The organism is Nitrincola sp. (assembly GCF_048264025.1).
GTDB lineage: Bacteria > Pseudomonadota > Gammaproteobacteria > Pseudomonadales > Balneatricaceae > Nitrincola.
Genome location: NZ_JBLXDN010000002.1, coordinates 114,360 through 127,741 on the forward strand (window position 1 = coordinate 114,360; position 13,382 = coordinate 127,741).

General features: G+C 50.3%; 13 protein-coding genes. 12 read left to right on the plus strand and 1 reads right to left on the minus strand.

What is annotated here, in order from left to right:
* The first annotated feature begins 115 nt into the window (after window positions 1-115).
* From gyrA to ACN0R1_RS02730, 12 genes are all read left to right on the plus strand, one after another.
* Window positions 116-2,728: a DNA gyrase subunit A gene (gene gyrA, locus ACN0R1_RS02675; RefSeq protein WP_417579663.1), complete on the plus strand. Its 2,613-nt coding sequence runs from the start codon at window positions 116-118 to the stop codon at window positions 2,726-2,728.
* Between the two features lie 72 nt (window positions 2,729-2,800).
* Entirely contained in the window at window positions 2,801-3,883 is a 1,083-nt protein-coding gene (serC, locus tag ACN0R1_RS02680; RefSeq protein WP_417579665.1) for a 3-phosphoserine/phosphohydroxythreonine transaminase, read from the plus strand.
* The gene (pheA, locus tag ACN0R1_RS02685) at window positions 3,876-4,772 is read left to right on the plus strand and encodes a chorismate mutase (protein ID WP_417579667.1); all 897 of its coding nucleotides are present in this window, start codon (window positions 3,876-3,878) and stop codon (window positions 4,770-4,772) included. Before serC ends, pheA begins: the two co-directional genes overlap by 8 nt.
* Window positions 4,773-4,791: 19 nt before the next feature.
* A complete protein-coding gene (gene hisC / locus ACN0R1_RS02690) occupies window positions 4,792-5,892 on the plus strand; it encodes a histidinol-phosphate transaminase (RefSeq protein WP_417579669.1) in 1,101 nt (366 codons plus the stop codon).
* A complete protein-coding gene (locus ACN0R1_RS02695; protein WP_417579671.1) occupies window positions 5,889-6,839 on the plus strand; it encodes a prephenate dehydrogenase/arogenate dehydrogenase family protein in 951 nt (316 codons plus the stop codon). The genes hisC and ACN0R1_RS02695 overlap by 4 nt, the downstream gene beginning before the upstream one ends.
* Before the next feature lie 81 nt (window positions 6,840-6,920).
* The gene (gene cmk / locus ACN0R1_RS02700; protein ID WP_417579673.1) at window positions 6,921-7,610 is read left to right on the plus strand and encodes a (d)CMP kinase; all 690 of its coding nucleotides are present in this window, start codon (window positions 6,921-6,923) and stop codon (window positions 7,608-7,610) included.
* Between the two features lie 26 nt (window positions 7,611-7,636).
* Complete coding sequence (gene rpsA, locus ACN0R1_RS02705) at window positions 7,637-9,322, plus strand: 30S ribosomal protein S1 (RefSeq protein ID WP_417579675.1); 1,686 nt, start codon at window positions 7,637-7,639, stop codon at window positions 9,320-9,322.
* Window positions 9,323-9,388: 66 nt separating this feature from the next.
* Window positions 9,389-9,700 carry an integration host factor subunit beta gene (gene ihfB, locus ACN0R1_RS02710; RefSeq protein WP_417579962.1) on the plus strand — a complete coding sequence of 104 codons (312 nt, stop codon included), beginning with the start codon at window positions 9,389-9,391 and terminating at the stop codon, window positions 9,698-9,700.
* Between the two features lie 27 nt (window positions 9,701-9,727).
* Window positions 9,728-10,033 (plus strand): lipopolysaccharide assembly protein LapA domain-containing protein, encoded by a 306-nt coding sequence (locus ACN0R1_RS02715; protein ID WP_417579677.1) that lies wholly within the window; start codon window positions 9,728-9,730, stop codon window positions 10,031-10,033.
* Between the two features lies 1 nt (window position 10,034).
* Window positions 10,035-11,207, plus strand: a complete 1,173-nt coding sequence (gene lapB, locus ACN0R1_RS02720; protein ID WP_417579679.1) for a lipopolysaccharide assembly protein LapB — start codon at window positions 10,035-10,037, stop codon at window positions 11,205-11,207.
* 15 nt (window positions 11,208-11,222) lie between these two features.
* Window positions 11,223-11,939, plus strand: coding sequence for an orotidine-5'-phosphate decarboxylase (gene pyrF / locus ACN0R1_RS02725; RefSeq protein ID WP_417579681.1), 717 nt, complete (start codon window positions 11,223-11,225; stop codon window positions 11,937-11,939).
* Window positions 11,940-12,067: 128 nt separating this feature from the next.
* Complete coding sequence (locus ACN0R1_RS02730; protein ID WP_417579683.1) at window positions 12,068-12,355, plus strand: ComEA family DNA-binding protein; 288 nt, start codon at window positions 12,068-12,070, stop codon at window positions 12,353-12,355.
* 36 nt (window positions 12,356-12,391) lie between these two features.
* Here ACN0R1_RS02730 and ACN0R1_RS02735 read toward each other — a convergent pair whose 3' ends face one another.
* Window positions 12,392-13,285, minus strand: a complete 894-nt coding sequence (locus ACN0R1_RS02735; protein ID WP_417579685.1) for an AEC family transporter — start codon at window positions 13,283-13,285, stop codon at window positions 12,392-12,394.
* Window positions 13,286-13,382 lie beyond the last annotated feature (97 nt).

Genomic DNA, 13,382 nt, shown 5'->3' on the forward strand with positions numbered 1-13,382 from the left:
TGATTCTAACACTCATAGCAGAGGTGAGTCAGCGTGTGTTTATGGTATAATAGCCCGTTAATAAACTGCCGTATCAACGGCGTGTAAGCATACCGAATCAAGGAACGCTGAGCGAATGGGTGATCTAGCCAAAGAAGTCCTGCCAGTCAATATTGAGGATGAGCTTAAACAGTCCTATCTCGACTACGCCATGAGCGTCATTGTAGGTCGAGCATTACCTGATGTACGTGATGGTCTGAAACCGGTGCATCGCCGGGTTCTGTTTGCCATGCACGAGCTTGGAAATGACTGGAACAAACCATACAAGAAATCGGCACGTGTTGTCGGTGACGTCATCGGTAAATACCATCCACATGGTGATAGCGCTGTTTACGATACCATCGTCAGGATGGCACAGAGCTTTTCCATGCGGGCGCCACTGGTTGATGGCCAGGGTAACTTTGGTTCCGTGGATGGCGACAGCGCGGCTGCCATGCGTTACACCGAAATCCGTATGGCCAAGATCGCACATGATCTGCTGGCTGACCTGGATAAAGAAACGGTCGATTTCGTTGATAACTATGACGGCACTGAACGTATTCCTGCTGTGTTGCCGACCCGTGTGCCGAACTTGTTGGTCAATGGCTCCTCAGGGATTGCCGTGGGCATGGCAACCAACATTCCACCGCATAACCTCAGTGAAGTGGTCAAAGGGTGTCTGGCGTTGATTGATGACCCGGAACTCACGGTTGATGAGTTGATGGAGTTCATTCCAGGCCCGGATTTCCCCACAGGTGCGATTATTAATGGTCGTGCGGGTATTTTGCAGGCCTATCGGACCGGGCGTGGGCGTATCTATGTTCGTGCGCGCCATCATGTTGAGGATAACCCGCGTAATGGCCGGCCGATGCTGGTGATTACCGAAATTCCTTATCAGCTTAATAAAGCCCGCACCATTGAAAAAATTGCTGATCTGGTTAAAGAGAAGAAGCTGGAAGGCATCAGCGAGCTGCGTGACGAATCCGATAAAGACGGTATGCGTATTGTCATCGAGTTGCGCCGTGGTGAAGTCCCTGAAGTTATTATCAATAACCTGTTTATTCAAACGCAGCTGCAAAGCGTGTTTGGTATCAACATGGTGTCACTGGTAGATGGGCAGCCGCGTACGCTCGATCTGAAAACCATGCTGGAGTGCTTCATCCTGCATCGCCGTGAGGTGGTTACACGCCGAACTGTGTATGAGTTGCGTAAAGCGCGTGAGCGAGGCCATGTCCTGGAAGGTCTGGCGATTGCACTGGCCAATATTGACCCGGTTATTCAGCTGATTAAAGAATCTCCGACTCCGGCGGATGCGCGTGATCGTCTGATCGCTCAGCCCTGGCAGCCAGGTGATGTAGTAGAAATGCTCGAGCGTGCTGGTGAAGATGCTTGCCGTCCCGAAGACCTTGAGCCTCAGTTCGGTCTGCGCGATGGTCATTATTACCTGTCACCGGTTCAGGCGCAGGCTATTCTGGATTTGCGCTTGCATCGTCTGACCGGGCTGGAGCATGAAAAGCTGATTGGCGAGTACCGCAATCTGGTCGAAAAAATTGCCGAGCTCTTATATATCCTGTCGTCACGTGAGCGCTTGATGGAAGTGATCCGTGAAGAACTGGCGGCTGTTGTTGATGAATACGCTGATCCGCGCCGTACGGAAATCATGTCTTCGCAACAAGATCTTACCGTTGCTGATCTGATCACTGAAGAAGACATGGTGCTGACGATTTCGCACAGCGGTTATGCCAAGACACAACCGCTGGATGCGTATCAGGCACAGAAGCGTGGTGGTAAGGGTAAGTCGTCTACAGCAATGAAAGATGAAGACTTTATCGAACATCTGCTGATTGCCAATACCCATGACACCGTGTTGTGTTTCACCAGTCGTGGCAAGGTTTACTGGTTGAAAGTTTATGAAATTCCACCGGCCAGTCGTGCTTCCCGAGGTCGACCATTGGTGAATATACTGCCGTTGGAAGAAGGTGAGCGGATCAATACGATTCTGCCGGTCAAAGAGTTTGACGAAAATCGCTTCGTTTTCATGGCGACTGCTCAGGGCACCGTGAAGAAAACACCATTGCAGAGCTTTGCCAGACCTCGTAGTACAGGTTTGATTGCACTGGATATCGTCGAAGGTGATCATTTGATAGGTGCCGCCATTACCAATGGTAATGATGATGTGATGCTGGTGACCAGTGCCGGAAAAGCGGTGCGCTTTAATGAACAGGATGTTCGCTCCATGGGTCGTACGGCTCGGGGTGTGCGCGGCGTCAGAATGCCGGAAGAGGCCAGCGTTATCTCCCTGATGATTCCACAGCCGGGTGGCAAGGTGCTTACTGCATCTGAAAAAGGCTTTGGTAAGCAAACAGCTGTGGAAGATTTCCCACTCAGAGGTCGTGGCGGTCAAGGGGTTATCGCTATGCAGTGTACGGATCGTAATGGATCCCTCGCGGGTGCTGTTCAGGTCTTCAACGGTGATGGTGTGATGCTCATCAGTAACCGCGGTACGCTGGTTCGCACACGCACAGAAGAAATCTCTGTCTTGGGTCGTAATACCCAGGGAGTTATGCTGATTCGCCTGAGTGAAGATGAAAAACTGGTAGGTCTGGCACGTATAGAAGAGCCGGAGGATGATGATGTTGAATTGAGCGCTGATGCGCTGGAGCAACCTCAGGATGATTCTTCCGACGCTGACACAGGCGCAGACGAATAAGTACATCAAACTAAGCACCATCAACTGGGTGGGAGAGCGTCTCCCACCTGAGCAACTGGACTGATAGACGTAATGACACGTAAATTTAATTTCAGTGCAGGGCCAGCCGCCTTGCCAGATGAAGTGTTACAACAGGCGCAGCGGGATTTATGTGATTGGCAAGGAAAGGGCCTGTCGATCATGGAGATGAGTCACCGTAGTGATGAATTTGTTTCGGTTGCACACCAGGCTGAGCAGGATCTGCGTGAGCTGATGTCGATTCCGGATCATTACAAGGTGTTGTTTTTGCAGGGTGGGGCGAGCAGTCAGTTTGCTATGCTGCCGATGAACCTGTTGCGCGGCAAACAGACTGCTGATTACATAAACACCGGTATCTGGTCGACGAAAGCTATTGCTGAAGCGTCTCGTTACTGTAGTGTTAATGTGGCCGCTACAACCGAAGCTGAGCATTTCCGGCGTGCACCCACCCCAGCCGAAATTCAGTTGAGCCCGGATGCGGCTTACCTCCATTACACCAGTAATGAAACCATTGGTGGTGTGGAATTCAATTACATACCCGATAGTGGCTCTGTGCCCCTGATCGTCGATATGTCATCGGATATTCTTGCAGGTCCCTTGGATGTCAGCCGTTTTGGGGTGATCTACGCCGGAGCACAGAAAAATATCGGCCCAGCCGGTTTGACTGTGGTGATTGTGCGTGAAGACCTGTTGGGGCAGACCCTGGCAGGAACTCCCACCATGTATGATTACAAAGTGCATGCTGAGGGTGAGTCGATGCACAACACACCTCCAACTTTTGCCTGGTATCTATCAGGGCTGGTGTTTGATTGGCTGAAACGCCAGGGAGGGGTTACGGCAATGGCTGAGGTTAACCAGCGTAAAGCCGCTAAGCTATACGCCGCCATAGATCGCAGCGATTTCTACGCCAACCCGGTAGCAATGGATAGCCGTTCTGGCATGAATGTGCCCTTTACTCTGGCTGATGCGGCACTGGATAAGCTGTTTCTGCAGCAGGCTGAAGAGGCTGGTTTGCTAAACTTAAAAGGACACCGTTCTGTCGGCGGGATGCGTGCCAGTATCTATAACGCCGTACCCGAAGCGGCTGTCGATGCGTTGCTGACATTTATGTCCGATTTCGAGACGCAGCATGGCTGAGCAGGTTCCGGAGACTCCATCGGCCAGCGCCGAAGCTGAACTCAAGACACTGCGTGATCAGATCGATGCCATAGATCAGCAGTTACAAATGTTGATCAATAAACGCGCGGCTTGTGCGCAGCAAGTGGCCGAGGTAAAGCAGCGCTTTAATCAGAATTTACCGGCTGTGTTTTACCGTCCTGAACGCGAGGCACAGGTATTGCGACGTGTTATGGCACGTAATACTGGGCCGCTGCCAGATCAGGATATGGCCCGCTTGTTTCGTGAAATTATGTCTGTGTGTCTTGCGCTGGAGCAGCCGTTGAGTGTGGCCTACCCAGGACCAGAGGGAGGATATACCGAACAAGCCGTGCGTAAGCATTTCGGGCTTTCGGCTAAGGGAGTAGCAATGACCGATCCGGAACAGGCATTCAAGGCGGTAGAGCAAGGTCACTGTCACTATGCTGTCACCCCGATAGAGAGTGCCCACGAAGGTTTGGTCAGTCATACGCTGGACTTGTTTCGTCGCTATGATTTACGGATCTGTGGCGAAGTAGAGCTATTGCTTGATCCTACAGATGATAAAACCCTGGCGGCTGATACCCGTTATCTGGTCTTGGGTAAACAGTATGTAGAGCCCAGTGGCCATGATAAAACCTCAATTTTGCTTTCGGTCAAAGACCAGCCTGGCGTGCTCCATGATGTGTTGGGTGCATTCCGGCAGCGTAATATCAGCTTAACCCGTTTGGAAAGCCGGACGGTGCATCAGGGGCTGGATGATTACTCCTTATTCTACATCGACTTTGAGGGGCATCAGGAAGATGCATCCGTTATGGAATTACTGAACGAACTGGCAAGTGGTCCCGATACTCTTAAAGTGCTGGGTTCATATCCCAGAGCCGTCCTCTAATTACAACAGGAAATCCGCTATGAGCTGTGATTTTGTAGCTCTGTCAAATCCCGGTGTACAGGCACTTCAACCCTATCAGGCAGGCAAGCCTGCGGAAGAGTTGGAACGTGAACTGGGAATTCGCGATATTGTCAAACTGGCCAGCAACGAGAACCCGTTAGGGCCATCGCCAGCCGCTGTTGCGGCGGTACAGTCTGTGCTGGCAGGTATGACCCGTTATCCTGACAGTAACGGATATTATCTCAAACAGGCACTGAGTGAGCGCTTTAATCTTGCTACTGACCAATTGACCCTAGGGAATGGCTCCAATGATCTTCTGGAGTTGGTTGCTCGTGCCTTTTTGCATGAAGGGGTCGAGGCGATCTATTCTGAGTATGCCTTTATTGTCTATCCGCTGGTAGTCAAAGCCTGCGGAGCCACGGGTATTAGAGTGCCTGCACGGGATTACGGCCACGATCTTGATACCATGGCCGATGCCGTCACGCAATATACTCGTGTCATTTTCATTGCCAATCCTAATAATCCTACCGGTACCTTACTGTCCAAACAGGCATTCCAGCAGTTTATGGCGCGTATACCCGAACGGGTGCTCGTGGTTCTAGACGAAGCCTATAGCGAGTATACCGATCAGGCCGATACGCCGGATGGTCTATCGCTCACATCTACCTACAGCAATTTGATCGTAACTCGCACCTTTTCCAAAGCCTATGGACTGGCTGCACTGCGTGTTGGTTTTGCTGTTGCCAATCCGGTTGTTACTGATCTTCTGAACCGTGTCCGTCAGCCATTTAATGTCAGCTCAGTCGCTCAGGCAGCGGCCATGGCGGCATTGACTGACTGGGAGTATCTGGAGCGTACAGTCAGTTTAAATCGACAGGGGTTGCAGCAGATGCAAGCCGGGTTAGCCGAGTTGGGTGTGAGCTATATTCCTTCGGCGGCCAATTTTATCACCCTTGATTGTGAAAAAGATGCCTTGCCTGTCTATCAAGCGCTGCTCGAACAAGGCGTGATTGTCAGACCGCTGGGTGTCTATGCCATGCCGCAACATTTGCGTGTTACGCTGGGTACAGAAACAGAAAATCAACGCTTTCTGAACGTGTTGAAAAAGGTGATAGCGTGAAATATACCTTGAACAAGGTGTTGGTAATTGGCCTGGGGTTGATTGGTGGATCGTTTGCCAAGGCACTTAAAATACGCCATCTTGTTGATGAAGTGAGCGGTTACGATTTGAATTCGGCCGAGTGTGAACTGGGGCTGCAGTTAGGCGTGATAGATAAACAAGTCACATCCCTGCTGGACGCCGTAGCTGAAGCTGACCTGGTGATGCTGGCTGTGCCGGTCAAGGCGATGGAGCAACTGCTGGGAGCTATTGCGCCTGCATTGCGACCAGACACTTTGGTTACCGATGCTGGCAGCACTAAAATGAATATAATTGAAGCCGCTCAGCGTGTATTTCCAACTATGCCAGCCACCTTTGTGCCAGGGCATCCGATAGCGGGTGCGGAAAAAAGCGGCGTGATGGCTGCCAATGCCGACCTGTTTGAACGCCATAAGGTGATTCTGACCCCTTTGCCAGAAACTGACCCCTTAGCGGTCAGCGTGGTTGCAGAGTTATGGCAGTCACTGGGTGCTGAAGTACTGCAAATGGAGCCTCAGCGTCATGATGAGGTATTAGCCGCTACCAGTCATCTCCCGCATCTATTGGCCTTTTCGCTAGTAGATACGCTGGCGCATGAAGAAGAAAATAAAGATATTTTTCGCTATGCCGCGGGTGGTTTTCGCGATTTTACCCGTATTGCCGCCAGTGATCCGGTCATGTGGCACGATATCTGTCAGGCAAATCGGGAGGCGCTACTGAATCAGATTGACCAGTTCACCACGGGCTTGTCGCGCCTGCGCCAGGCGATAGATACAGATGACAGTCAGACATTGCTGGGTATTTTCACTCGTGCACGCATTGCGCGTGAATATTTCAGCACGTTACTGACCGGTACGGCCTATGAATTGCCATCGGCACCCACCTCGGCTGATATACCAGCCAAGGGTGCAGAAAATCCGGGTGAGTGACGGGTGTAGCTGTAAGAATTTACCAATTTGGTTCTGTGCTGTTTGCAGTGCAGTCTACTAATCCAGAAAGGAGGCGGACTGATGTCCACCAGAGTTTCAGTACCTATCATTACTGTTGATGGTCCGAGTGGTTCCGGCAAAGGAACAATCTGTCGTCTGTTAGCTCAGAGCCTGGGATGGCATCTGTTGGATAGTGGAGCCTTGTATCGCCTGACAGCTGTTGCCGCCCGGCATCATGGTATTTCACTGGATGATGAAGAATCTCTGGAAGTTGTGGCTGCCCATCTGGATGTGCAGTTTCTGGCTGGATCTGCAGATGATGTTAAAATTGTATTAGAAGGTGAGGAAGTTACTGATACCATCAGGACTGAGGCAGTAGGGGCTGATGCCTCGGTTGTAGCTGCTATGCCCTCGGTGCGTCAGGCTTTGCTACAGCGTCAGCGTGACTTTGTTGCGGCCCCTGGCCTGATAGCTGATGGCCGTGATATGGGCACTGTGATCTTCCCGGAAGCCTGTCTAAAGGTCTATTTGGACGCCAGTGCAGAAGAACGTGGCAGTCGCCGTTATAAGCAGTTGATTAGCAAGGGCCTGAGTGCTAGCCTTGAAGATATAGTATTGGATTTAAAAGCGCGGGATGCGCGGGATATGAACCGCAGTGTCTCGCCACTGAAACCGGCGCTTGATGCGGTGATTCTTGACACCACCAAAATGACAATTGAGGAGGTGTTGATGGTGGTGCTGGATGAAGCAAAACATAAAGGGCTGCGTTAGGCAGTTTCAGTCTGAGGATGCGGGTAATGAGCGAAAGTTTTGCAGAGCTGTTTGAAGAAAGTCTGAAAGAGCTTGAAATGGCTCCAGGCTCCATAGTCACCGGTACGGTGGTGGCTGTTGAAAACGATTTCGTCATCGTTAACGCTGGATTGAAATCTGAAGGTGTGATTCCGTTAGAGCAGTTTAAGGATGACAAGGGACAGTTGACCGTTGCCGTAGGTGACCAAGTCAAAGTGGCTCTTGAAGCACTGGAAGATGGATTCGGCACAACACTTCTCTCCCGTGAAAAAGCACGCCGAGCTGAATCCTGGGGTGTATTGGAAAGCGCTTACGAAGGCAACGAAACCGTTACCGGCTACATTACCGGTAAAGTGCGTGGTGGCCTCACCGTGGATGTTAATGGCATCAGTGCTTTCTTGCCGGGTTCGCTGGTTGATGTACGCCCAGTCCGTGATACTGCCTATCTCGAAGGGCAGGAACTGGAACTCAAGCTGGTAAAGCTGGATGCCCGTACTAATAATATCGTTGTTTCTCGACGCGCCGTTCTTGAAGCCGCCTATACTGAAGAACGCGAAAAACTGCTGGAAAAAATGGAAGAGGGCCTGGTCATCAAAGGGGTTATTAAAAACCTAACTGACTATGGCGCCTTTGTTGAGCTAGGCGGTATCGATGGCTTGTTGCATATTACCGACATGGCCTGGAAACGCGTTAAGCATCCGAGTGAACTGCTCAGCATTGGCCAGGAACTGGATGTTAAAGTGCTCAAGTTTGATAAAGAGCGTAGCCGGGTTTCTCTGGGCCTGAAACAACTGCAGGCTGATCCTTGGGATCAACTGGTCAGCAAAAACAATGTTGGTGACAAGGTCAGGGCTCGCGTTACTAATCTGACTGACTATGGCTGCTTTGCCGAAATAGGTGAAGGTGTAGAAGGCTTGGTTCATGTATCTGAAATGGACTGGACCAACCGCAATATTCATCCCTCCAAAGTTGTACAGGTAGGAGATGAAGTTGATGTTATGATTCTGGATATTGATCAGCAACGTCGTCGTATCTCGCTAGGCATGAAACAGTGTTGTGAAAACCCCTGGGAAGGCTTTGCGAACCGTTGTAAGAAAGGTGATCGTGTTGCCGGTGTGATTAAATCCATTACAGATTTTGGTATTTTTATCGGTCTGGATGGTGGAATCGATGGTCTGGTCCACTTGTCTGACTTGTCTTGGGACGAGTCAGGAGAAGAGGCTGTGAAGCTGTACAGCAAAGGCCAGGAAGTCGAGGCTGTGGTGCTGTCGGTAGATCCTGAACGGGAACGCATTGCGCTGGGCATCAAACAGGCCAGCTCAGATCCATTTGCTAACTTTGCTGATATAAATCCGAAAGGGGCTCAGGTTCAGGGTAAAGTGATCAGTTGTGATGAACGCCAGGCTATCGTTGAGTTGGCTGAGGGTGTTGAAGGTACGCTTAAGGTCTCTGAAGTTTCGCGTGACCGGGTTGATAATCTTCCCGGGCTGTATCCGGTCGGAACGCTGGTTGATGCTATTATTATCAGTCTGGACCGCCGTAATCGCAGTGTAAACCTGTCGGTGAAGCAATTGACTGAGCAGGCTGAAAAGGATGCTATTAAAGCGGTAAAAGAGCAGGCTCCTGTTGAAGCAGCTGGTCCGACAACGATCGGCGAGTTGATCAAGGCGCAGATGAAAAAAGATAGCCGATAACCTGGCAAGTAACTGCCCGAGGGTGGTTTATGTGCTCGTGTTCGGCAGAGCGATGAGCATTCATCGATTTTAGTGGAGGAAACCATGACAAAATCAGAGCTTATTGAACGCCTGATAGAGCAGCACCCGCAGTTATCTGTCAAGGATGTGGAGTTGGCCGTGAAAACCATGCTCGATCACATGACCGAAGCCTTATCCGATGGTGATCGGATCGAAATACGTGGTTTTGGTAGCTTTTCACTGCATTACCGTGCTCCGCGTATTGGACGCAACCCAAAAACGGGTGAAGCCGTATCGCTGGATGCGAAATATGTGCCTCATTTCAAACCCGGTAAAGAGATGCGGGATCAGGTAAACAACAGTATGAATGCCGGTTGATAAACCTGGTCTGACGGAGGTTGTAACGTGCGTTTTCTGAAGCGTTTTATTGTGGTGGTTATTGTATTGCTGGTATTGCTGGCTGGGATACTGTTTACCTTGCATAACATGACGCCAGTGCAAATAGATCTGATTTTCTTCACGCTACCACAAGCCAGTCTTTCGTTGTGGTTGCTTGGGGCATTTGCTGTCGGTGGGCTTTTGGGGGTATTGCTGAGTTCAGTGGTAGTACTGTCTCTGAAAACCCGACTTTACTATCTGAATAAAAAGATGGTTTCAGCACGCCAGGAAATTAACAAGTTGAGAACATCGAGTCTGAAAGACCCAGCCTGATATGTCAGACTATGTTGTACTGATTCCGTTGCTGATGGCTGCGATAGCGGCAGGTTGGCTATTAGGCCGCTATCGGCGACCGGCCCATCCGCTTCAGTCCCAACCTGGCCGTGATTACTATCATGGCCTTAATTTTTTGATTCACAACAAAACTGATGAAGCTGTAGAGCGTTTTATCCGTGTATTGGAGATTAACTCTGACACGGTCCCTGCCTACCTGGCGTTGGCCGATCTGTTCCGGAAAAAAGGTGAGTATGAGAAAGCAATAGAGTTGCACCAGACTTTATTGGCGCGTAGCGACCTGTTGCATGAGGACTTTCTGAATATACAAATATCCTTGGCCAAAGACTATAATGCCGTAGGTTTGCTGGACAGGGCTGAAACATTATTACAGTCAGTGATCAGTGATAATCCGCGTGACGAGTTACGCCATAGCGCTCGCCGACTTCTGGCAAAGCTGTATGAAAAGCAGTTGGAGTGGGACAAGGCTCTGAATACCGCGTTGAAATTACCCGACTCCAAACGCACGGCTGTTGCTCATGAAATGGCACATTATGCTTGTCAGCTTGCCGATGGACGACTCGGGGAACAGGGTACTGATGCAGAAAGCCGACTCAAGCAGGCGTTAAAGTTGGACCCCACCTGTGTACGTGCAAATCTTATGTTGGCTGAGCATCGAATGCAGCGCCATGCTTGGCGCGGTGCAATCAAACATCTGAAAGAAGTGGCCGATCAGGATCCCTTGATGATACCTGAAACAGTTGAAATGCTCAGGTTATGTTACACCGAACTGGACAATGTCAAGGCTTATCAGAGCTATTTGGAGCAATGTCTGGGGCCGCATCCGTCCACCACATTGATTGTTGCAAAAGCACAGTTGCTACACGCGAGCCAAGGTGATCAATTGGCAGTTGAGTACATCATCGATGCATTAAAAAAACACCCATCACTGCGGGGATTCAATTATCTGATTAGTCTGCAGTTACAGCAGAGTGATGTTGCTGTAAAAGGCAGTTTAAGCACCCTGCGCGAACTTACTGAGCAGTTGGCGCAAAATAAACCCCGCTACCGTTGTGGCCAGTGTGGTTATGACAGCAAAACACTTTACTGGCAGTGCCCTTCCTGTAAAACCTGGGACAGTTCACGTCCTGTACAGGGGTTGGAAGGCGAATGAAGCAGGATATCAAAAATGACTGATGCGTTAAAACCGATCATAGTAGCACTGGATTTTCCTGAGCAGGGGGCTGCCCTTAATATGGCCGATCGTCTGGACCCGAACTCTTGTCGGGTCAAAGTGGGTAAAGAGCTGTTTACCCGGGCTGGACCGACTGTGGTTGAAGCCTTGCAGTCGCGTGGGTTTGAAGTGTTTCTTGATCTGAAGTTTCACGATATTCCCAATACTACCGCCAGTGCAGTCGGTGCAGCGGCAGAACTGGGTGTCTGGATGGTTAATGTGCATGCCTCCGGTGGTCGGCGCATGATGCAAGCCGCACGGGAACGGCTGGATAAACAATCAAACTGCCAGACTCTGTTAATTGCTGTCACCGTACTGACGAGTATGGAACAGGCTGATCTTGCGGAGATAGGTATTGCCGTTGAGCCGCAGCAGCAGGTGCAGCGTTTAGCCAATTTGACAGCCGAGTGTGGACTTGATGGTGTGGTGTGTTCTGCTCAGGAGGCTAGCCTGTTGCGCCAGCAGTTACCGGAAAGCTTTAAGCTTGTCACTCCTGGAATTCGACCGCTGGATGCGGATGCAGGTGATCAACGACGAATTATGACTCCGCTTGAGGCCCTGCGCCAAGGGAGTAACTACCTGGTCATTGGTAGACCCATCACCCGTGCAGAAGATCCTGCCGCCCGCTGTGATCAAATATTAAAAGAATTGCAGCAGGGTGGCTATTTCTGATCGATTTTTGATCTGTATCAATTCGGCTGCATTTTTATGCATCAGCCTCTGGTGTGTCAGGGCCGATCAGATTAAATTTAAGGCGCTGGTCTGGAGACCGGCGTTTTTCTTAAACATGGAGGTTTACAATGAAACTGTCATTTGTTGGTGCTTTAGCACTGATCTTCGCATTATGCTTCGCCGCTCCGTTATCGGCTTCTACACCGATTGACCTGAATACTGCCACTGCTGAACAGATTGCCGCAGCCTTAACCGGTGTAGGTCCGGCCAAGGCCCAGGCTATTGTGGATTATCGCACGGAAAAGGGAGGCTTTGTCAGTATTGACGAGCTGACTGAGGTGCAGGGTATAGGTCCAGCTACGCTGGAACGTAATCGCGACCTGTTACAGGTTGAGCAGCTCGCAGTGCAGGACTGATGCAGCCTCACTCTGGCGGCAGCTTAGAGCTTGTCGTCAGAGTGTAAATGCCAGTACAACCGGGATGAACAGTAAGCTGCCAACATTGCCAATTAACACAATGGCAGCAACTAAATGAGGTTCCTGATTATAGCGCTCAGAAATCATATAGTTGAGTACGGCTGGTGGCAGTGCCGCAAACAGAAGCAAGTAAGCAAAGTGCTGGGGTTCTAGTTGCAAGAAAGGCTGTAATGCTAATGCAACTAGCAAACCGGATGCCGGAGCCAACACGGCGCCCCACAAACCAATTTTCCAGTGGGTAAAGTCAATACTGGTCATGCGTACCCCAAGTGCAAACAGCATCAATGGAATGGCAATTTGGCCCAGCATGTCAACAAAGGTGCGTAACGCTGGTGGTAGAACCATATCTGAATAGCTCCAGGCAACCCCGGCAAGGGTGGCAATGATCATCGGCATTCGCAGCAAGTTAAGTAAACGGGTTTTGTGATCAAGAATATACAGACCCAGGGTGAAATGAAGTAAATTCTCGACCAAAAATAACACCACGGCTGCGGGTAGAGCCGATTCTCCGAATGCCAGCACAATTAATGGAATACCTAGATTGCCGCTGTTGGAGAACATCATCGGTGGTAGAAAGGTTTTTGGCTTGACACCGATAAATCGGCACACTGGCCAGATGAGTAAGCCGGAAGCGAGAATAACGACTAGCGCCCCAAATGCCAGGGGGTAGTAATTTTGCAGGTCAAAGCTCTCAGCAGACATAACAGAGAAAATCAGCGCTGGGGTGAAAATGTCGATGTTTACTTTATTGGCAACTGACATATCAGTTGGGCGTTTACGAGCATAGACAAACCCGATCAGCACAATGGCCAACAACGGGAATATGGTCTGAAAGATACGATCAGCAACCATCCAAGCGGTGACTTCCATAAAAACAACCTGTTTACGTCTTGAAACCGCTGACTATACGATTAAGTGACTGCCATGTCAGGCCATTTATGGTTAAATTCCTTTTAACGGGGATATA

Coding starts and splice junctions, on each gene's coding strand:
- pyrF (WP_417579681.1), top strand. CDS start 11,223: ATGACTGATGCGTTAAAACCGATCATAGTAGCACTGGATTTTCCTGAG.
- hisC (WP_417579669.1), top strand. CDS start 4,792: ATGAGCTGTGATTTTGTAGCTCTGTCAAATCCCGGTGTACAGGCACTT.
- rpsA (WP_417579675.1), top strand. CDS start 7,637: ATGAGCGAAAGTTTTGCAGAGCTGTTTGAAGAAAGTCTGAAAGAGCTT.
- pheA (WP_417579667.1), top strand. CDS start 3,876: ATGGCTGAGCAGGTTCCGGAGACTCCATCGGCCAGCGCCGAAGCTGAA.
- cmk (WP_417579673.1), top strand. CDS start 6,921: ATGTCCACCAGAGTTTCAGTACCTATCATTACTGTTGATGGTCCGAGT.
- lapB (WP_417579679.1), top strand. CDS start 10,035: ATGTCAGACTATGTTGTACTGATTCCGTTGCTGATGGCTGCGATAGCG.
- ACN0R1_RS02735 (WP_417579685.1), bottom strand. CDS start 13,285: ATGGAAGTCACCGCTTGGATGGTTGCTGATCGTATCTTTCAGACCATA.
- ACN0R1_RS02730 (WP_417579683.1), top strand. CDS start 12,068: ATGAAACTGTCATTTGTTGGTGCTTTAGCACTGATCTTCGCATTATGC.
- serC (WP_417579665.1), top strand. CDS start 2,801: ATGACACGTAAATTTAATTTCAGTGCAGGGCCAGCCGCCTTGCCAGAT.
- gyrA (WP_417579663.1), top strand. CDS start 116: ATGGGTGATCTAGCCAAAGAAGTCCTGCCAGTCAATATTGAGGATGAG.